The organism is Sphingomonas tagetis (assembly GCF_024211275.1).
Taxonomy (GTDB): Bacteria; Pseudomonadota; Alphaproteobacteria; order Sphingomonadales; family Sphingomonadaceae; genus Sphingomonas; species Sphingomonas tagetis.
On the sequence record NZ_JAMLDX010000012.1, the window covers coordinates 84,768 to 103,422 of the forward strand.

Consider the following 18,655-nt stretch of genomic DNA (forward strand, 5'->3'; position numbering starts at 1 on the left):
TCAAGCGAGCGCCGCCTTCACCAGCCCCGACGCCTTGCTCATATCCAGCTGGCTCGCATGCCGCGCCTTCAGCTCCGCCATGACGCGGCCCATGTCCTTCATCCCGCTGGCGCCGAGATCAGCCTTGATCGCCTCGATCGCGGCGCTCGTTTCCGCTTCGCTCATCTGCGCCGGCAAAAATCCCTCGATCACCGCGACCTCGGCCTTTTCCTTGTCGGCGAGTTCCTGGCGGTTGCCCTTTTCGTACATCTCGATCGATTCGCGGCGCTGCTTGACCATCTTTTGCAGCACCTCGACCACCAGCGCGTCGTCGTCGGCGACCGGCGCCTGGGTGCGCGCTTCGATGTCGCGGTTCTTGATCGCGCTTTGAATCAGGCGGATGGCGGCGGTCGTCGCCCTGTCGCCGCCCTTCATCGCGGTGATGACGGCGGCCTGGATGTCGTCGCGGATCATGCTTCTACCCAAAAATGAATCGGAATTTAGCGGCAATAGACCCCGCGAACGCCCGAGGCGAGGGTTGACGGAAGGGGGGGAGGGGTCTAGCGGGCGGGCCTTAGCACACATTGCCGGAAACCCCCTTAGGAGCGCCCTTTCATAATGGCCGACGCGACGCCCTTTACCGTGCCTGAAAACGCCACCGGCGTTCTGGTTCTTTCCAGCGGCGAGGTGATCTGGGGGCGTGGATTCGGGGCCGAGGGCAATGCCGCGGGCGAGGTGTGTTTCCACACCGCGATGACCGGCTATCAGGAGATCATGACCGACCCGAGTTTTGCGGGCCAGATGATCTGCTTCACCTTCCCGCATATCGGCAATGTCGGCGCCAATCCGGACGATGTCGAGGCGGACAACCCGCACGCGCTGGGCATGATCGTGCGCGAGGACGTGACCGAGCCGAGCAATTTCCGCAGCGTCCAGCGGCTCGACGACTGGATGAAGCAACACAGCCGCATCGGCCTGTCGGGGATCGACACGCGCGCGCTGACGCGGCGGATTCGCGGGTCCGGCGCGCCCAATGGCGTGATCGCGCATTCGGCAAGCGGCGAGTTCGACATTCCCTGGCTGCTGGAGCGCGCAAAGGCGTGGCCGGGGCTGGAGGGGATGGACCTCGCCATTACCGTCACCACCGAGACGCATTTCGGCTGGGAAGGCGGCGTGTGGCGGCTGGGGTTCGGCTATGATGCGGATGCGGTGAACGACGCGCGGCCGCATGTCGTGGCGATCGACTATGGCTCGAAGCACAATATCTTCCGCAATCTGGTGAAGGCCGGGGCGAAGGTGACGGTGCTGCCCGCGACCGCGACTGCAAGCCAAGTGCTGTCGTTCGCGCCGGATGGCATCTTCCTGTCCAACGGGCCGGGCGATCCGGCGGCGACGGGCGCCTATGCGGTGCCGGTGATCCGCGAGCTGCTGGAGACCGGCAAGCCGCTGTTCGGCATTTGCCTCGGCCATCAGCTGCTGGCGCTGGCGGTGGGCGCGACGACGACCAAGATGTTCCAGGGGCATCGCGGCGCGAACCATCCGGTCAAGCGGCTGAGCGATGGCGCGGTCGAGATCACGTCGATGAACCACGGCTTTGCGGTCGAGAGCGCGAGCCTGCCGGCGGGCGTGGTCGAGACGCATGTGTCGCTGTTCGACGGCAGCAATTGCGGGATCGAGCTGAACGGCGGGCGGGCGTTTTCGGTGCAGTATCATCCCGAGGCGTCGCCGGGGCCGCAGGACAGCTTCTATCTGTTCGAGCGGTTCGTGGGGATGATGCGGTGAAGCGCGCCGTGCTAGGCATGGCGCTGCTCGCGTCCCTGGGTGTCGCGGCGATGGCGCAGGAGCGCAGCGAGGTTGTTGCCGGCTGGACGCTCGCTGATCCCGCCACGGCGGTCGACAATGGCAGCAACACCGTCGCGCAGATCAGCAAGACCGCGTCCGGCGTGACTGTGACCTACGTCACGTTCGCGAAGGGCGAGGGCGGGAGCGTTTCGACGGACTTCCCAGCAACCAAATCATGCCGCGACCAATGGTTCGGCGCACGACTGGTCTTCGACGATCCGGCGGTGAAGCCAGCCGACGTGGTTCGGCGCGAAATACATGATGCGTTTCTCAAGTTCGCAGCGAAGTGCGGCGCGGCACCAGTCACCGAGGCGGCTCTGATGGCCGGCTTCGGCGAAGCCTTTGCGGCGGCGAACGCGCGGGACGTAGTGGATGCCGCGGCGAGGAAGGCAACGGAATGAATGTGCTTTTCGCGCTCGCTGTAGCGGTGGCGCAGGACAGCTTACTCGCTCTGAAATTCGGCTTTGTCGGTAACGAACTGGTTCCGGAAGAAAAATAATGCCCAAACGCACCGACATCTCCTCCATCCTCGTCATCGGCGCCGGCCCCATCGTGATCGGTCAGGCGTGCGAGTTCGACTATTCGGGCACGCAGGCGATCAAGGCGCTCAAGGAAGAGGGCTATCGCATCGTCCTGGTCAATTCGAACCCGGCGACGATCATGACCGATCCCGAGCTGGCCGACGCGACCTATGTCGAGCCGATCACGCCCGCTATCGTCGCCAAGATCATCGAGAAGGAGCGGCCCGACGCGGTGCTGCCGACGATGGGTGGGCAGACCGCGCTCAACACTGCGCTGGCGCTGGCCAATGACGGCACGCTGGAAAAGTTTGGCTGCATCATGATCGGCGCGGATGCCGAGGCGATCGACAAGGCCGAGGACCGGCTGAAATTCCGCGAGGCGATGGACAAGATCGGGCTCGAATCCGCCCGCTCGGCGATCGCGCATAGCGAGGCCGAGGCGCTGGCCGGGCTGGAGCAGGTCGGGCTGCCCGCGATCATCCGGCCGAGCTTCACGCTGGGCGGTACCGGTGGCGGCATCGCATATAATCGCGAGGAATTCCTGGAGATCGTGCGCAAGGGGCTGGATGCCTCGCCCACGACCGAGGTGCTGATCGAGGAATCGCTCCTCGGTTGGAAGGAATATGAGATGGAGGTGGTCCGCGACAAGAAGGACAACTGCATCATCATCTGCTCGATCGAGAATGTCGATGCGATGGGCACGCACACCGGCGATTCGATCACGGTCGCGCCCGCGCTGACGCTGACCGACAAGGAATATCAGATCATGCGCAACGCCAGCATCGCGGTGCTGCGCGAGATCGGCGTGGAGACCGGCGGGTCGAACGTGCAGTTCGCGGTGAACCCGAAGGACGGGCGCCTGATCGTGATCGAGATGAACCCGCGCGTGTCGCGTTCGTCGGCGCTGGCGTCGAAGGCGACCGGCTTCCCGATCGCCAAGGTCGCGGCGAAGCTGGCGGTGGGCTACACGCTCGACGAGATCGACAACGACATCACCGGCGCGACGCCGGCGTCGTTCGAGCCGACGATCGACTATGTCGTGACCAAGATCCCGCGCTTCGCGTTCGAGAAGTTCAAGGGCGCCGAGGCGGTGCTGGGCACCGCGATGAAGTCGGTCGGCGAAGTGATGGCGATCGGCCGCAACATCCATGAATCGATGCAGAAGGCGCTGCGGGGCCTCGAGACCGGGCTGACCGGCTTCAACAATGTCGAGCGCTTGCAGGGCGCGCCGCGCGCGGAGATCGAGGCGGCGCTGGCCGTGCGTTCGCCCGACCGGCTGCTGATCGCGGCGCAGGCCCTTCGGGAAGGCTTCACGGTCGCCGAGGTCAATGCGCTGGCGCAATATGATCCGTGGTTCCTCGAGCGGATCGCCGAGATCATCCGTGCCGAGCGCGACGTGTGCGCCAATGGCCTGCCGCAGGACGCGGCCGGGATGCGCAAGCTCAAGTCGATGGGCTTTTCCGACAAGCGCCTGTCGTGGCTGGCGCTGAGTTCGGCCCACCTGCGCGAGGGCGCGGCACAGATGGCGCGCTCGTCCGGGCTGATCGGCGAGGTCGTCAAGGCGATGACCGGCGGCGTCACCGAAGCCGACGTGCGCGCGCATCGCCACAAGCTCGGCGTGCGGCCGGTGTTCAAGCGCATCGACACCTGCGCGGCGGAGTTCGACGCCAAGACGCCCTATATGTACTCGACCTATGAAGCGCCGAGCTTTGGCGAGCCCGAGTGCGAGGCGGGGCCGAGCGACCGCCGCAAGATCGTCATTCTGGGCGGCGGGCCGAACCGGATCGGGCAGGGGATCGAGTTCGATTATTGCTGCTGCCATGCCTGTTTCGCGCTGGCAGATGCCGGGTTCGAGACGATCATGATCAACTGCAACCCGGAAACGGTCAGCACCGATTACGACACGTCGGACCGGCTTTATTTCGAGCCGCTGACCGCCGAGGACGTGCTGGAGATCCTCCACGTCGAACAGTCGAAGGGCGAGCTGGTCGGCGTGATCGTCCAGTTCGGCGGGCAGACGCCGCTGAACCTGGCGCGCGCGCTGGAGGCGGCGGGCATCCCGATCCTCGGCACCTCGCCCGACGCGATCGATCTGGCCGAGGACCGCGAGCAGTTCGCTGATCTGGTGTCGCGGCTGGGCCTCAAGCAGCCCGCCAACGGGATCGCGCGCAGCCGCGACGAGGCGATCGCGGTAGCGGAGCGGATCGGCTATCCGGTGCTGACGCGGCCGTCCTTCGTGCTCGGCGGGCGGGCGATGGAGATCGTCGATACGCCCGAGCAACTCGATCACTATATCCAGACCGCGGTGCAGGTGTCGGGCGACGCGCCGGTGCTGATCGACCAGTATCTGCGAGACGCGATCGAGGTCGATGTCGACGCCATCGCCGATGGCGACGATGTCGTGGTCGCGGGCGTGCTCCAGCATATCGAGGAAGCCGGCGTCCATTCGGGCGACAGCGCCTGTTCGATCCCGCCCTATTCGCTGTCGGACGAGGTGATCGCCGAGATCGAGCGGCAGACCGATGCGCTGGCGCGTGCGCTGAGCGTCAAGGGGCTGATGAACATCCAGTTCGCGGTCAAGGATGGCGTGGTCTATCTGATCGAGGTCAATCCGCGCGCCTCGCGCACCGTTCCCTTCGTTGCAAAGGCGATCGGCACCCCGATCGCCAAGATCGCAAGCCGGGTGATGGCGGGCGAGAAATTGAAGGACCTGCCCAAGATCGACCGCGACATCGACTATATCGCGGTCAAGGAAGCGGTATTCCCGTTCGCGCGCTTCCCCGGCACCGATCCGGTGCTGTCACCGGAAATGAAGTCCACCGGCGAAGTTATGGGAATCGATAGTGATTTCTCGATCGCCTTCGCCAAGGCGCAGCTGGGTGCAGGCGTGGTGCTGCCCGAATCGGGCACGGTGTTCGTCAGCGTCAAGAACAGCGACAAGCCGGTGATCCTGCCGGGCGTGAAGATCCTGGTCGAGCAGGGCTTTTCGGTCATCGCGACCGGCGGCACGGCGGATTATCTGGAAGCCAATGGCGTTTCGGTGGAGCGCGTCAACAAGGTGGCGCAGGGGCGGCCGCATATCGTCGACCGAATCCGCGACGGCGATATCGCGCTGATCTTCAACACCACCGAGGGCTGGCAGAGCCTCAAGGACTCGCAATCGATCCGCGCGTCGGCGGTGTCGCAGAAGATTCCGCACGTCACGACGGCGCCGGGCAGCGTAGCGGTGGCGCGGGCGATTGCAGGGTTGCGCGGCCAGTCCCTTGAAGTCCGCCCGTTACAGGCTTATTATTCGCAGTCGCACAATTGATCCCCCACAATCGAGGTTAGTGTGCGGGCGTGCCGGAACGGGCACGCTTGGGGTAGGGGCTTTGACGAAGGACGAATGCGATGGCCACGGTCGAAAAGATGCCGATGCTCCAGGAGGGCTATGAGAAGCTCTCGACGGAACTGAAGCGCCTCAAAGCCGAGCGGCCGCTGATCGTGGACGCGATCGAGGAAGCCCGCGCGCATGGCGACCTGTCGGAAAACGCCGAATATCATGCCGCCAAGGAGCAGCAGGGCCAGAATGAGGCGACCATCGCCGACATCGAGGACAAGCTGTCGCGCGCGCAGATCATCGATCCGCGCGAGCTGTCAGGCGACAAGATCGTGTTCGGCGCGACGGTGACGCTGCTGGACGAGGACGAGAAGTCGGTGAAGTACCAGATCGTCGGCCAGGCCGAGGCGGACGTGAAGACCGGCCGGATCAGCTACAACTCGCCGATCGGGCGGGCGCTGATCGGCAAGAGCGTCGGCGATGAGGTCGAGGTGACTGTGCCGGCGGGGGATCGCTGGTACGAGGTCAGCAAGATCGAGTTTATTTGAGCGAGTTCCCCTCCCGCAGGCGGGAGGGGAGATTTTGCTTATAGATCCGGCTCCATCAGGCGATGGAGGTGCACCACCACATATTTCATCTCGGCATCGTCGACCGTGCGCTGCGCCGCGCCGCGCCACGCCTTTTCGGCGCTGGCATAGTCGGGAAAGATGCCGACGACGTCGAGATTGCCCGGATCGACGAAATCAAGCGTCATCGGGTCCTTGACGCGGCCGCCGAAGACGAGGTGCAAAAGCTGGCTCATGGAAGCTCCTGGGGAAGGGATTGCGCGATGCCCTTAGGGCGGCGCCGCACTGCACTCAAGCGCGCGCAGTAACCCCCGAAACTGTCCTTCTACTGTCATCCCACTTTCGCGGGGACGACAGCTGTCGGTCGGTCAGGCTCGCGCTGCCACTCAGGCGTCGGTCTTCGGCCTTGCCGCATCCTTGGCCGCGGTGAAGGCGTTGCCGATGATCTTGCCGATCTGCTCCTTGGCTGCGTCGCGCTGGGGCAGGAGGGCGTCGATCTCGGCCTTGCCCGCGTCGCGCGCGGCTGCGGCTGCTGCGGTCGCGCCTTCGGCGATGCGCTTGCCGACCGGGGCGAGCAGTTCCTTTTCCTTGGCGAGGCGCGGGATCAGCGCACCGAGCACCACGCCGAGCGCCACACCGCCCGCGACCAGCGCCAGCGGATTGTTCTCGATCGCCTCGCCGGCCTTCTCGCGGCGGGTCTGCGGCTGAGCCTCGTTCGCTTCGGTCATTTGCTCGATCCTTTCTTACGCTTGGCGCGAGCTTTCAAACTCGCAGGTACGGTAGCAGTTGCATTCCGCGCGCCCTTCCAAAGCAGGCGCGCGAGCGGCTTGCGGGCCATGAACAGCAGCGCTGCGCCCGCTGCTACGGCCATGGTGCGAGGGCGAGCGCGGACCGTCTCGACCGTATCGCGAACGACATTGATCGCGACGCTCTCGACCGCGCCCTGTGCCAGCGCCATCGGGTTGAGCTTTTCCTGCACCTGACCGAGCGTGCCGAACAGCCGCTCGCGCGCATTGCGGCTGCGTGCTTCGGCCTCGATGAGTGCCGGGGGCAGGGGCGTATCGCTCATGGCTCGCTCCGTGGGCGGGTGACGCGGCGGAAGCGCTTGATTGCGACGCGGGCGAACAGCGCCGCCGCGCCCGCGGCGACGAGCACCACGATCAGCGTCGCCAACGCCGGGCCAACATGGGGGGTGAGGATCATGACGAACCCGACGATCAGCGCGATTGCCGCCGCCTGGGCGAGCAGGAACACGACGATGCCGAGCATCGCGACCGCGCGCGCGTCAGCGACGCGGTCGAGCACAAGCGCTCGCCAATAGGCAATCTCGGCATCGGCATAGGCGCGGCCGTCCGCGATCGCGCGGGCGACCAGGGCGCCGATGCCGTTATCGTCTTCGTTGCGTTCGTCCACCTCGCCCCCCGGATGCGGCGCTTACGCCTTCTTGTCGCCCTTGTCGGCCAGATCGCCTGCCGCATCGAGGCCTGATTTGAGCAGCCGGGCCAGCACGAAGCCGACGCCGGCGGCGATGCCGACCGCGACCGCGGGACTCTTCTTCACGAAGTCGCGCGCGTCGCCGATCAGGTCATCAACCTGCTTGCCGCGCAGCGATTCGGCAAAGCCCGAAATCTGGTCGGCGGCGTTGCGGGCATAGGCGCCATATTGCTCGCCGAGCTTTTCATCGACCGAGCCGGCGGCGTCGCGCATCAGCGTCGAGAATTCGTCGAGCGCGCCAGTCGCCTTTTCCTTGCCGGTATCGGCAAAGGACCGCGCCTTGTCGCCGGCCTGGTTGAACAGCTTGCCAGCTTCCTCGCGCGCATATTGGCCGGCGCCGCGTTTGCCCTCGACAGCCGCGTCGCCGGTATCCTTGACCGGCGCGGTGGCGACCAGCGCGTCGCTCGCCGGATCGAGGCTCGTGTCCCTGGGGAATGTTTCGTCAGCCATCGCTCAAGACCTTTCTGCCGTTTCCGGTTCAACCATGGCGCGCGGGGAGGGTTCCCTTCACGTCACGATTTGCCCGGCGGCGGCGAACGGGATAGAGGCCCGCGCGACGCCGATTGGCACAAGTTAGGGAGGCCGTTTCGTGACCGCAATCATCGACATCCATGCACGCCAGATTCTCGACAGCCGCGGTAACCCCACGGTGGAGGTCGACGTGCTGCTGGAGGATGGCAGTTTCGGCCGCGCGGCGGTGCCGTCGGGCGCATCGACCGGTGCGCATGAGGCGGTCGAGAAGCGCGACGGCGACAAGTCGGTCTATCTCGGCAAGGGCGTGCTGGAGGCGATCGAAGGCGTCAACGGCGAGATCGCCGAGGAGATCGTCGGGCTCGATGCCGAGGATCAGGCCGATGTCGACCGCGCGATGATCGAGCTCGACGGGACCGAGAACAAGGGCCGGCTGGGCGCAAACGCGATCCTGGGCGTCTCGCTGGCCGTGGCGAAGGCGGCGGCGGATGCGCGCGGGCTGCCGCTCTACCGCTATGTAGGAGGCGTCTCGGCGCATGTGCTGCCGGTGCCGATGATGAACATCATCAATGGCGGCGAGCATGCCGACAACCCGATCGACTTCCAGGAATTCATGGTCATGCCGGTCGGCGCGCAGAGCCTGGCCGAGGCGGTGCGCTGTGGCGCGGAGATCTTCCACACGCTCAAAAAGGGCCTGCACGACCGCGGGCTGGCGACCTCGGTGGGCGACGAGGGCGGCTTCGCGCCGAACATCGCCTCGACCCGCGAGGCGCTCGACTTCATCATGACCAGCGTCGAGAAGGCGGGCTACAAGCCGGGCGACGACGTGATGCTGGCGCTCGATTGCGCGGCGACCGAGTTCTTCAAGAACGGCAAATACGAGATTTCGGGCGAGGGCCTGTCGTTGTCGCCGGTCGAGATGGCCGATTATCTCGCCGATCTGTGCGCCGCCTATCCGATCCTGTCGATCGAGGACGGGATGAGCGAGGACGATTTCGAGGGCTGGAAGGCGCTGACCGACAAGGTCGGCGGCAAGGTCCAGCTGGTCGGCGATGATCTGTTCGTGACGAACCCCAAGCGGCTGGCGATGGGGATCGAGAAGGGGCTGGCCAACTCATTGCTGGTCAAGGTCAACCAGATCGGCACGCTGACCGAGACGCTGGAGGCGGTCAGCCTGGCGCAGCGTTCGGCCTATACCGCGGTCATGTCGCACCGGTCGGGCGAGACCGAGGACGCGACGATCGCCGACCTTGCCGTTGCGACCAATTGCGGACAGATCAAGACGGGCTCGCTGGCGCGGTCGGACCGGTTGGCGAAGTACAACCAGCTGATCCGGATCGAGGAGGAACTGGGCGATGCGGCGGTCTATGCCGGGCGCTCGATTCTGCGTTGAACATTACGGAATCGAATCAGCTTGATTTTTGAACGAGGCGCGACTCTGCGGGCTTGATCCGCGAGTCGCGTTGCGTCACAAAGGGGTCATGGCACGGACCATCCCCTTGAAGACGATCCTGACGCGCGCGGGCCTGCCCGCGGTGGCGATCATCTTCATGGGCTTTTTCGCTTATTCGGCGGTGCTCGGCCCCAATGGCGTGCTGGTCTATGGCGACTATAAGCGCCAGCAGGCAGCGAAGGGCGTCGAACTCGCCAAATTGGAGAAGCAGCGCGCCGAATTGCGCAACCGCGTCGCGCTGCTCGACCAGAAGGGCGCGGACCCCGACATGGTCGACGAATTGACCCGCAAGAAGCTCAATGTCGTGCATCCCGACGAGGTCATCGTCCCGCTGAATTGAGGCGCGGGCGATCAATCATACGACTTTACGCCAGCGTTAGCATTGCCGGGCGCGGGTAACCGCCCTATAGCGCGCCTTCCATCTTTCCCCAGGATGAGGACATCGTGGCAAAAACGCCTGCTAAAAGCCGTAAGATCGAACCGCCGGTGACAAACCGCGAGCGTCCAAACGAACCGGATCGGTACAGCGCCTCCAAGGAGGAGCTGCTCCAATTCTATCGGCAGATGCTGCTAATCCGCCGCTTCGAGGAGAAAGCCGGCCAGCTCTATGGCCTCGGCTTCATCGGCGGATTCTGCCACCTTTATATCGGCCAGGAAGCGGTCGCGGTCGGCCTGCAGTCGGCGCTCGATGGCGAGAAGGATTCGGTGATCACCGGCTATCGCGATCATGGTCACATGCTCGCCTACGGGATCGATCCCAAGGAGATCATGGCCGAGCTGACCGGCCGTGCCGCGGGTATTTCGCGCGGCAAGGGCGGGTCGATGCACATGTTCTCGACCGAGAAGAAGTTCTATGGCGGCCACGGCATCGTCGGCGCGCAGGTCTCGCTCGGCACCGGCCTCGCCTTCGCGCACAAGTACAACGAGGATGGCGGCGTCGCGATGGCCTATTTCGGCGATGGCGCGTCGAACCAGGGCCAGGTGTACGAGAGCTTCAACATGGCCGAGCTGTGGAAGCTGCCGATCATTTATGTGATCGAGAACAACCAATATGCCATGGGCACGAGCGTCAACCGTTCGTCGGCCGAGGACCAGCTGTTCCGCCGCGGCGAGAGCTTCCGCATCCCTGGCATCCAGGTCGACGGCATGGACGTGCTGGCGTGCCGCGGCGCGGCCGAGGAAGCGCTCAAATGGGTGCGCAGCGGCAAGGGGCCGATCATCCTCGAGATGAAGACCTATCGCTATCGCGGCCATTCGATGTCCGACCCGGCAAAATATCGCTCGCGCGACGAAGTCCAGTCGATGCGCGACAACAGCGATCCGATCGAGGGCGTGAAGAAGGAGCTGGAAGCGCTGGGCGTGACCGAGGATCAGCTGAAACCCATCGAGGCGGAAATCCGCAAGGCCGTGAACGAATCCGCCGACTTCGCCGAGCAGACGCCGGAACCCGATCCGAGCGAGCTTTATACCGATGTGCTGGTGGGGACGTACTGAGATGGCGATCGAACTGAAGATGCCGGCGCTGTCGCCCACGATGGAAGAGGGCACGCTCGCCAAGTGGCTGGTCAAGGAAGGCGACTCGATCAAGTCGGGCGACATCATCGCCGAGATCGAGACCGACAAGGCGACGATGGAATTCGAAGCGGTCGATGAAGGCACGATCGCGTCGATCCTGGTCGCCGAAGGCACCGACGGCGTGAAGGTCGGAACCGTGATCGCGACGATCGCGGGTGAGGGCGAGGATGCATCCGCTGCGCCTGCACCCAAGGCCGAGGCGCCTGCCGTAGAGCAGAAGGCGGCAGAGTCCGAAGCGCCCGCGCCAAAGAAGGCCGATAGCGGCACCAAGCAGCTCGCCAGCGACAAGGCGGCGAGCGTGGCCGATCCCGAGGTGCCGGCCGGCACCGAGATGGTGAAGACCACCGTCCGCGAAGCGCTGCGCGACGCGATGGCCGAGGAAATGCGCTCCGACCCGCGCGTGTTCGTGATGGGTGAGGAAGTCGCGGAGTATCAGGGCGCGTACAAGGTCACGCAGGGCCTGCTCGACGAGTTCGGCGCCAAGCGTGTGATCGACACGCCGATCACCGAATATGGCTTTGCCGGCGTCGGCACCGGCGCGGCGATGGGCGGGCTCAAGCCCGTGATCGAGTTCATGACGTTCAACTTCGCCATGCAGGCGATCGACCACATCATCAATTCGGCGGCCAAGACCAACTATATGTCCGGCGGCCAGATGCGCTGTCCGATCGTGTTCCGCGGCCCGAACGGCGCGGCGAGCCGCGTCGGCGCGCAGCATTCGCAGAATTATGGTCCTTGGTATGCCGGCGTGCCCGGCCTGATCGTGATCGCGCCCTACGACGCGGCCGATGCCAAGGGCCTGCTCAAGGCGGCGATCCGATCGGAAGATCCGGTCGTGTTCCTCGAGAATGAGCTGCTGTACGGCCGCAGCTTCGAGGTGCCCAAGCTCGACGACTGGGTGCTGCCGATCGGCAAGGCGCGCATCATGCGCGAGGGCAAGGACGTGACGATCGTGTCGTATTCGATCGGCGTCGGGCTGGCGCTGGAAGCCGCCGAGACGCTGGCGGGCGAGGGGATCGACGCGGAGGTCATCGACCTGCGCACGCTGCGCCCGCTCGACAAGGACACGGTGCTCAAGAGCCTCAAGAAGACCAACCGCATGGTGGTGGTCGAGGAAGGCTGGCCGGTCTGCTCGATCGCGTCGGAAATCGTGACGATCGCGATGGAAGACGGATTCGACGATCTCGACGCGCCGGTCGTGCGCGTTGCGAACGAGGACGTGCCGCTGCCCTATGCCGCCAACCTCGAAAAGCTGGCGCTGATCACCGCGGACAAGGTCGTCGCGGCGGTGAAGACGGTGACTTACCGCTGACTCAATCCTCCCCCTGGCGGGGGAGGATCAGAGTTCAGCAGCCCGACGCCGTCACGCCGGTGACTTGATACACGCCGTTCGTCCCGCCGGTGGTGTCGCGGCGGTCGCGGACCATCATCGAGGCGATTTCGGTCATGTCGGTGGTGGGCGCGAGCGAGGTCTTCACCAGCGGCTGATATTCGTAATACACCTCGACGAACATCGTCACGCCACTCGCCGGCGCCGCGACCTGGCGGCCGGTCGGGCCGATGCCAGTGACGTTGGTGCTGTTGGCGACAGTGCCATAAGTCGAGGCGTGCGAAGTCTTCGCACCGCGGCAGCGCTGCCAGCGGATGCGCGAATTGGCGGTATTGACCGTCGACGGCTCGACGCTCGAGATGATCACGCGGCCATTGGTGAACAGCGCGAGTTCGCCGCTTTGCAGGCCAGCGCCAGTCAACAGGTCGTTGATGTCGGCCTCGGTGATCTGCTTCGCCTGAAGCTGGCTGCCCGAGCCGATCCGCGCGGCGTTATCGGCGAGGTGCAGCGCGATCTGGCTGATCCGCATGCGGGTGATGATGTAGTTGGTCAGCTCCGCGCCGGTGAGGCTGAGCAGCAACAGGAGCGGCAGCGAGAAGGCGAATTCGAGCAGCGCGACACCGCTGCGATCGCGGCGCAACCGGTGCGCGAAGGAGGTGAGGCGGCGGGTCATGTGCAATTTCGTACCTGCATGGCCGCATACGTCCCTTGATCGCTGTACGGCTGGTTGCGCAGCACGGTCGAGGCGGTGACCTTGGTCGTGTTCGACCCGCCGACCAGATTGTAGATCGGGAAGAAGCGCGGATAGCTCATCGTGACGGTGTAGAGCGTTGCGTCCTTCGCGCCGCCTTGACCCGAATTGGCGCCGTCCTTGTCCCAGCTGCTATTGCGGTTGGCGTCCTCATAGGGTTCGCCATTGTCGCAGGTGCCATTGCTGTTGGTATCGGAATAGACCTCAGCCCGCGCCGCCGACGCCTCGGCGAAGGTGCGGTAATAGCGCCGCGTGATGTCGATCGTCGCGTTATTGGCGAGCGCGCGGACCTGGTCCTTGACCTTGTTGTCGAGCGCGGTCTGCTGCGTCGTAATCGCGCCGCTTTCCAGCGTGGAGTCGCGCGCGGTCTTCTGCACGATGCCTTGCAGCGCGGCGCGGGTGTAGAGCGTGTGCGACACGTCGAACGCGCCGAGCAGCACGAGGCACAGGACCGGCGCCACCATCGCGAATTCCACGATGGTGACGCCAGCCTCGTCGCGCGCGAGCGCGCCGGCGGTGATGCGGCGGAGGGAGAATCGCCGCGTCATTTGGTGAGCCTGAGCTGGGAGATCTGATCGGCGATCGAGCGGAAGGTCGTCTGCAGATCGGTCGAGTTGCGTGCGGTGAAGAAACGGCCCGACGTCGCACAATTCTCCAGCATGTCCTCGATCGTTGAGTTGGACGTGCCGAACCAGATCACCCATAGCGTGATGTTCTTGTTCTTGACGGCCGTGCACAACGCTGCGGTGCGGGCGTTGACCTGTTGCGTAATTGTACCGGTAGTGAGGCAGCCGTCGGTTGGCACACTGCCTTCGTCGGTCTGCCGCCGGTCGAACCATGCCACACCATAGGCGGTGTAATTGTAGTTCTCCGTACAGGCCTCACCGTCGGTCATGAAGATCAGATGACGTTCGATCTCCGCGCCCTGCGGGGTGAATTGGTTCTGCGCACGAAAGATGCCGGTGGGTGAGATGAAGCGGGCACCCCACAACAGGCCGATATCGTGATAAGTGTTCGACGTCGGCAGCAGGTTATCAACGTAGGTTTCGAAGGTGGACGCGGTGTCCCAGCGCTGCAGAAGCCGTGCTTCCGGCGGGCAGGAATAGCTGGACGAATTGCCATAGTTGGACGGCGTTTCGACCGGAGCCAAGTCCCAGTTCGATTGCGAGCCGCGCCGCGTGTAGATCAGCCCGCGCAGCATCGGGCCCCACTGCGTGGTCGAGTCCGACGTGCTCGGAACGAGATCGATGTCGAGATCCTTCGCGCCCGAAGGGATCGGGGAATAGGTTGCCTGACGTACGGTCGGACGCTCCTCGATGCAGCCATCCCAACCGATCGTCGCTGCGGCGCCGTTGTTGCCGGTGTTGGTGACGAACGACGAGTTCCAGGTATTGGAGGCGCGGTCCTTGAGGGCGCTGACATCCTTTTCGAGGAAGGCATAGCGGTAGCGGTCGAACACATCGACCTCGACCGTCGTACCGGTGTCGGTCTGGCTGTAGTTACGGCGAAGCGTCGAGGTGACGGTGCGTCTCTGGATCTGGCAGCGCCGTGGGTTGGATGAGGTGTTGGTCCATTGGTAGCGATACTCGTACCGCGCGCCCGCCTGGTTGGTGTACCAGGTGGTCACGCGCGTCGTGCCTTGCGTCGTCGTCTGGACGTTTTGCCGACTGCCTTCAGTCCCGGTGGCCGCCCATTCGGTGTTTTCCGGCACCAGGCCAGCGCACCAGGTCTGATCCTGAGCGGGCGTCTGATTCGCCTGACCCGAAATGGTGTTTTGCGTGCTCCAATTGCCAGTGCTTTCCGTGCCTTGCACACCGCTGACCAATGTCGGTGTGCCGTCGGTCCAGGTCGTTTGCTGTTCCTTGCGGTAGAGTGGCTCGCGAGATTGATAGGACCAGCGGTCAGCGATGAAGTCGAGCGGCAGTAGTTTCCCGACATTGACGTTCACGGAATAGGGCACAAAGCCGAAGCGCACTTGCACGGTGTTGCCGGTGCCGCCGGACGGCGCGCCGCCGACGCAGTTCTCGGTCGTGTCGAGCCGCGCGACCGTCTCGTAGAAGCACTTGACCGCCGAATGCAGCGCCTCGATCTTCGTCTGTGTGTCGGTCGATACCGCCTTGCTTGCCATCGAACCGGTGACGTCGAGCACGAACATCACATCCGTGTTCGGCAGCCGCATTTCGGCGTCGCAGGTGACGGCGAGCGTTTCGGTAGTGCGGCCAAAGATGCGCATGATCGTCATCGGCAGTACTGCCGAGGCGGTGCCGGTGACCTTGCCTGCGTTTTCGGTGAACGCCTTGGTCACCGTGTTCGCGCCATAGGGGTTGGCCTGGATGTTGGCATCGAAGAACTTCTCTGCCTGAGTCCGCGCCTCGTAGCCATTATAGGCCCAGGTGCCGCCGCCCATCTGCTTGCGGCCGGCGAGCGCGCCGGCGTCGCAGGCGTGTTGCAGGCGCGTCTTGACGATGTACATGCGGCTGATGTCCACGCCGCCGCCGACCATGCCCGCCAACGGGATAAGCGACATCGCCACGATCGCCATCGTGTTGCCGCGCGTGTCGCGCGCAAGCCGGGTGAGCCACGCACCCGCGCCTTTCGCACTCTGTTCGCGATCGCTCATCACTGCCTGGCCCCCAGTTCGATTCAACGCCATGCACTGCGTTGGGCTAACGGGTGTTGAAGGCGGATGGTTAACATCGCGTGCACCCATGAACTGGCGCGGAGCTTGCGGTGACTGACAATCCCGAACGCCCGCTGGTGCTGACCTATTCGCCGACCCCGGCGGCGGCGCGCGCGCTCGCGGCACTGCTGATGCTCGACGATCGACTGGCGGAGGCGGTGCGGACGACCAGCGAGCCGACGCTCGGGCAGATAAGGTTGAAATGGTGGCATGACGCCATCGCCGGACTGGATAGCGGACCGTCCCCGGCCGAACCCGTGCTGGAAGCGGTGGCGCGCGACGTCGTCGCGGCTGGGGTGGCCGGGGAGGAGGTGGCCGTGCTTGCCGAGGCGTGGAGCGAGTTGCTCACCGACGATCTGGATGCGGCGGCGCTCGAGCGGTTCGCGGTGCGCGGGCGGGTGTTGTTCGAGGCGGCAGGGCGGATTGCGGGTGCCGGAGGCGGCGATCCGCTCGTGCTGGCGGGTGAGGGATGGGCGCTGGCCGATCTGGCGCAGGGGCTGCGCGATGCCGGCGAGGCGGCGATGGCCCGGGCGGCGGCGCAGGTGCGGCTGGATGCGGCGTTGCGGTTGCAGTGGGGTCGTGGCGGGCGGGCGCTGGGGGCGATGGCGCATCTCGCGCGGCTGGACCTAGCGGGCAGCCGCACGGGATCGCCGCGGCGGGTGTTACGTCTATTATGGCATCGATTCACCGGGCGGTGACGCCTTGCTGTCGCTAGCGTGGCGGGACGAGGGCGGGAGAGTCGGCATGTGGCGCTATTTCGCGGGCGGGGTCGCGGCGTTGCTGATGGCGGGAGCGGGGGTGTTCCTGTTCCAGAGCCGCGCGGCGCCCGAAGCGCTCCCGCCCGCACCGCCGGCGGCACAGGTCGGCAACGGCAGCGAGGCGGTGGATGAGGCATTGCCGGCGCTCGCCCGGATTCCGCGTGCCAGCGATCGGACGCGCGAGCAGAAACGGTTCGACCGGTACGACAAGGACCGCAGCGACGGCATCACGCTGGCCGAACTGATGGAGCCGCGGCGCAAGGCGTTCGCCAAGCTCGACCGCGACCGCGACGGCAGACTGTCGTTCGAGGAGTGGGCGGTGCGCGGGATGACGCGCTTTGCCGGGGCCGATGTCGACAAGTCAGCGGTGCTGAGCCGGGCCGAGTTCGCCACGACGGCGCCGAAGCGCAAGGCCGCGGCGGCGCCGAAATGCGATTGCCGCGAGGCGGTGGCGAAGGCGCTGGCCGAGGCGGAGGAATAGTTCAGACCGTCTCCAGCCAGGGTTCGAGCGCGGCGCGGGCGCGGGCGGTGTACATGAGCTTGCGGTCAGCCTTTTTGGTGCGGCCCTCGATCGGCGGCATCAGGCCGAAATTGACGTTCATCGGCTGATAGGTCTCGGCTTCCGCGCCGCCGGTGATGTGCCCGAGCAGCGCGCCGAGCGCGGTCTCGACCGGGGGTGGCGCCATGGTGCGGCCGAGGATCTCGGCGGCGGCGAAGCGGCCGGCCAGCAGCCCGATCGCCGAGCTTTCGACATAGCCCTCGCAGCCAGTGATCTGGCCGGCAAAGCGGATGTTGGGGCGTGACTTCAGGCGCAGCGTCGCGTCGAGCAGTTCTGGCGAGCGGATGAAGGTGTTGCGGTGAAGCCCGCCGAGCCGGGCGAACTCGGCGTTCTCGAGACCTGGAATCGTCCTGAACAGAGCAACTTGCGCAGCATGTTTGAGCTTCGTCTGGAAGCCGACGATGTTCCACAGCGTGCCGGTCGCGTTGTCCTGCCGCAGCTGGACACAGGCATAGGGCCAGCGGCCGTTTGGAAACTCCGCCGAGGCCGTGCGCGGATCGTCGAGACCGACGCCCTTCATAGGGCCATAGCGCAACGTGTCGACGCCGCGCTCGGCCATCACCTCGATCGGCATGCAGCCTTCGAAATAGGGCACGTTCTCCCACTGTTTGAATTCGGCCTTTTCGCCGTCGAGCAGGCCCTGGTGGAAGGCGAGATACTGGTCCTTGGAGAGCGCGCAGTTGATGTAATCATGGCCATCGCCCTTGTTCCAGCGCGACTGGAACCAGGCGATGTCCATGTCGATGCTGTCGCGGTGGACGATCGGCGCGATGGCGTCGAAAAAGGCGAGCGCGTCCTTGCCGGTGGCCGCGCCGATGCTGTCGGCAAGGCCGGGCGCAGTGAGCGGGCCGGTGGCGATGATCGTCAGGCCCTCGGCGGGGAGCTGGTCGACGCGCTCGCGCACGATGGTGATGTTGGGATGCGCGGCGAGGGCGGCGGTGACGCCGTCCGAGAAGCCGTCGCGGTCGACGGCCAGCGCCGAACCGGCGGGGACCTTGTGGAGGTCGCCCTGCGCCATGATGATCGAGCCGAGCGCGCGCATCTCCTGATGGAGCAGCCCTACCGCGTTGCTGTTGGCATCGTCGGAGCGGAAGCTGTTCGAGCAGACCAACTCGGCAAGGCCGTCGGTATGGTGCGCGGGGGTCATGTCGCCGGAGCCGCGCATTTCGGACAGCTTCACCCGGATACCAGCCTGAGCGAGCTGCCAGGCGGCTTCGGACCCGGCGAGGCCGCCGCCGATGATGTGGATTTGGTGGTTACTCATAATGATCGAAGTTGACAGGTCTCTGAGGGGAAGTTGACAGTTTTGCAGGGTGTCATGCGCGAGCTTGACAGTCTGTCCGAATGTGCCGGACGT

20 protein-coding genes are annotated in these 18,655 nt (G+C 65.3%); 10 read left to right on the plus strand and 10 right to left on the minus strand.

Going from position 1 to position 18,655, the window contains the following annotated elements:
* Positions 1 to 453 (minus strand): GatB/YqeY domain-containing protein, encoded by a 453-nt coding sequence (locus M9978_RS15190; protein WP_254294642.1) that lies wholly within the window; start codon positions 451 to 453, stop codon positions 1 to 3.
* 144 nt (positions 454 to 597) lie between these two features.
* On the opposite strand from M9978_RS15190, the gene carA reads away from it, so the two are divergent.
* From carA to greA, 4 genes are all read left to right on the plus strand, one after another.
* Positions 598 to 1,761 (plus strand): glutamine-hydrolyzing carbamoyl-phosphate synthase small subunit, encoded by a 1,164-nt coding sequence (gene carA / locus M9978_RS15195; RefSeq protein WP_254294644.1) that lies wholly within the window; start codon positions 598 to 600, stop codon positions 1,759 to 1,761.
* A gap of 17 nt (positions 1,762 to 1,778) precedes the next feature.
* Entirely contained in the window at positions 1,779 to 2,222 is a 444-nt protein-coding gene (locus tag M9978_RS15200; protein ID WP_254294645.1) for a hypothetical protein, read from the plus strand.
* Positions 2,223 to 2,319: 97 nt separating this feature from the next.
* Positions 2,320 to 5,652, plus strand: coding sequence for a carbamoyl-phosphate synthase large subunit (gene carB, locus M9978_RS15205; RefSeq protein ID WP_254294647.1), 3,333 nt, complete (start codon positions 2,320 to 2,322; stop codon positions 5,650 to 5,652).
* Between the two features lie 80 nt (positions 5,653 to 5,732).
* Positions 5,733 to 6,209, plus strand: coding sequence for a transcription elongation factor GreA (gene greA, locus M9978_RS15210; protein WP_254294649.1), 477 nt, complete (start codon positions 5,733 to 5,735; stop codon positions 6,207 to 6,209).
* A 38-nt stretch (positions 6,210 to 6,247) separates the two neighbouring features.
* Here the strand turns inward: greA and M9978_RS15215 are convergent, their stop codons facing one another.
* The 5 genes from M9978_RS15215 to M9978_RS15235 form a co-directional block, all read right to left on the minus strand.
* Positions 6,248 to 6,463, minus strand: coding sequence for a DUF4170 domain-containing protein (locus tag M9978_RS15215; protein ID WP_254294651.1), 216 nt, complete (start codon positions 6,461 to 6,463; stop codon positions 6,248 to 6,250).
* Positions 6,464 to 6,613: 150 nt separating this feature from the next.
* Positions 6,614 to 6,955, minus strand: a complete 342-nt coding sequence (locus M9978_RS15220; RefSeq protein WP_254294653.1) for a hypothetical protein — start codon at positions 6,953 to 6,955, stop codon at positions 6,614 to 6,616.
* Positions 6,952 to 7,296: a hypothetical protein gene (locus tag M9978_RS15225; protein WP_254294655.1), complete on the minus strand. Its 345-nt coding sequence runs from the start codon at positions 7,294 to 7,296 to the stop codon at positions 6,952 to 6,954. Before M9978_RS15225 ends, M9978_RS15220 begins: the two co-directional genes overlap by 4 nt.
* Positions 7,293 to 7,640, minus strand: coding sequence for a phage holin family protein (locus M9978_RS15230; RefSeq protein WP_254294657.1), 348 nt, complete (start codon positions 7,638 to 7,640; stop codon positions 7,293 to 7,295). The genes M9978_RS15225 and M9978_RS15230 overlap by 4 nt, the downstream gene beginning before the upstream one ends.
* Positions 7,641 to 7,661: 21 nt before the next feature.
* Positions 7,662 to 8,171, minus strand: a complete 510-nt coding sequence (locus tag M9978_RS15235) for a DUF883 C-terminal domain-containing protein (protein ID WP_254294659.1) — start codon at positions 8,169 to 8,171, stop codon at positions 7,662 to 7,664.
* Between the two features lie 139 nt (positions 8,172 to 8,310).
* Between M9978_RS15235 and eno the strand changes: the two genes are divergently transcribed.
* From eno to M9978_RS15255, 4 genes are all read left to right on the plus strand, one after another.
* Positions 8,311 to 9,585: a phosphopyruvate hydratase gene (gene eno, locus M9978_RS15240; RefSeq protein WP_254294661.1), complete on the plus strand. Its 1,275-nt coding sequence runs from the start codon at positions 8,311 to 8,313 to the stop codon at positions 9,583 to 9,585.
* Between the two features lie 88 nt (positions 9,586 to 9,673).
* Entirely contained in the window at positions 9,674 to 9,985 is a 312-nt protein-coding gene (locus M9978_RS15245; protein ID WP_254294663.1) for an FtsB family cell division protein, read from the plus strand.
* Positions 9,986 to 10,089: 104 nt separating this feature from the next.
* Positions 10,090 to 11,139 carry a pyruvate dehydrogenase (acetyl-transferring) E1 component subunit alpha gene (gene pdhA, locus M9978_RS15250; protein ID WP_254294665.1) on the plus strand — a complete coding sequence of 350 codons (1,050 nt, stop codon included), beginning with the start codon at positions 10,090 to 10,092 and terminating at the stop codon, positions 11,137 to 11,139.
* 1 nt (position 11,140) lies between these two features.
* Entirely contained in the window at positions 11,141 to 12,532 is a 1,392-nt protein-coding gene (locus tag M9978_RS15255) for a pyruvate dehydrogenase complex E1 component subunit beta (RefSeq protein ID WP_254294667.1), read from the plus strand.
* A 34-nt stretch (positions 12,533 to 12,566) separates the two neighbouring features.
* On the opposite strand, the gene M9978_RS15260 is transcribed toward M9978_RS15255, so the two are convergent.
* The 3 genes from M9978_RS15260 to M9978_RS15270 are packed head-to-tail and all read right to left on the minus strand — an operon-like array spanning position 12,567 to position 15,921.
* Positions 12,567 to 13,223 (minus strand): TadE/TadG family type IV pilus assembly protein, encoded by a 657-nt coding sequence (locus M9978_RS15260; protein WP_254294669.1) that lies wholly within the window; start codon positions 13,221 to 13,223, stop codon positions 12,567 to 12,569.
* On the minus strand, positions 13,220 to 13,849 hold the full coding sequence (locus tag M9978_RS15265; RefSeq protein WP_254294671.1) for a TadE/TadG family type IV pilus assembly protein: 630 nt from the start codon (positions 13,847 to 13,849) through the stop codon (positions 13,220 to 13,222). Before M9978_RS15265 ends, M9978_RS15260 begins: the two co-directional genes overlap by 4 nt.
* The gene (locus tag M9978_RS15270) at positions 13,846 to 15,921 is read right to left on the minus strand and encodes a TadE/TadG family type IV pilus assembly protein (protein WP_436977196.1); all 2,076 of its coding nucleotides are present in this window, start codon (positions 15,919 to 15,921) and stop codon (positions 13,846 to 13,848) included. The genes M9978_RS15265 and M9978_RS15270 overlap by 4 nt, the downstream gene beginning before the upstream one ends.
* A 110-nt stretch (positions 15,922 to 16,031) precedes the next feature.
* Here M9978_RS15270 and M9978_RS15275 point away from each other — a divergent pair, with 110 nt between their 5' ends.
* A complete protein-coding gene (locus M9978_RS15275; protein WP_254294675.1) occupies positions 16,032 to 16,679 on the plus strand; it encodes a hypothetical protein in 648 nt (215 codons plus the stop codon).
* A gap of 46 nt (positions 16,680 to 16,725) precedes the next feature.
* On the plus strand, positions 16,726 to 17,220 hold the full coding sequence (locus tag M9978_RS15280) for an EF-hand domain-containing protein (protein WP_254294677.1): 495 nt from the start codon (positions 16,726 to 16,728) through the stop codon (positions 17,218 to 17,220).
* 1 nt (position 17,221) lies between these two features.
* Here the strand turns inward: M9978_RS15280 and trmFO are convergent, their stop codons facing one another.
* Positions 17,222 to 18,562, minus strand: coding sequence for a methylenetetrahydrofolate--tRNA-(uracil(54)-C(5))-methyltransferase (FADH(2)-oxidizing) TrmFO (trmFO, locus tag M9978_RS15285; RefSeq protein ID WP_254294679.1), 1,341 nt, complete (start codon positions 18,560 to 18,562; stop codon positions 17,222 to 17,224).
* Between the last annotated feature and the right edge of the window lie 93 nt (positions 18,563 to 18,655).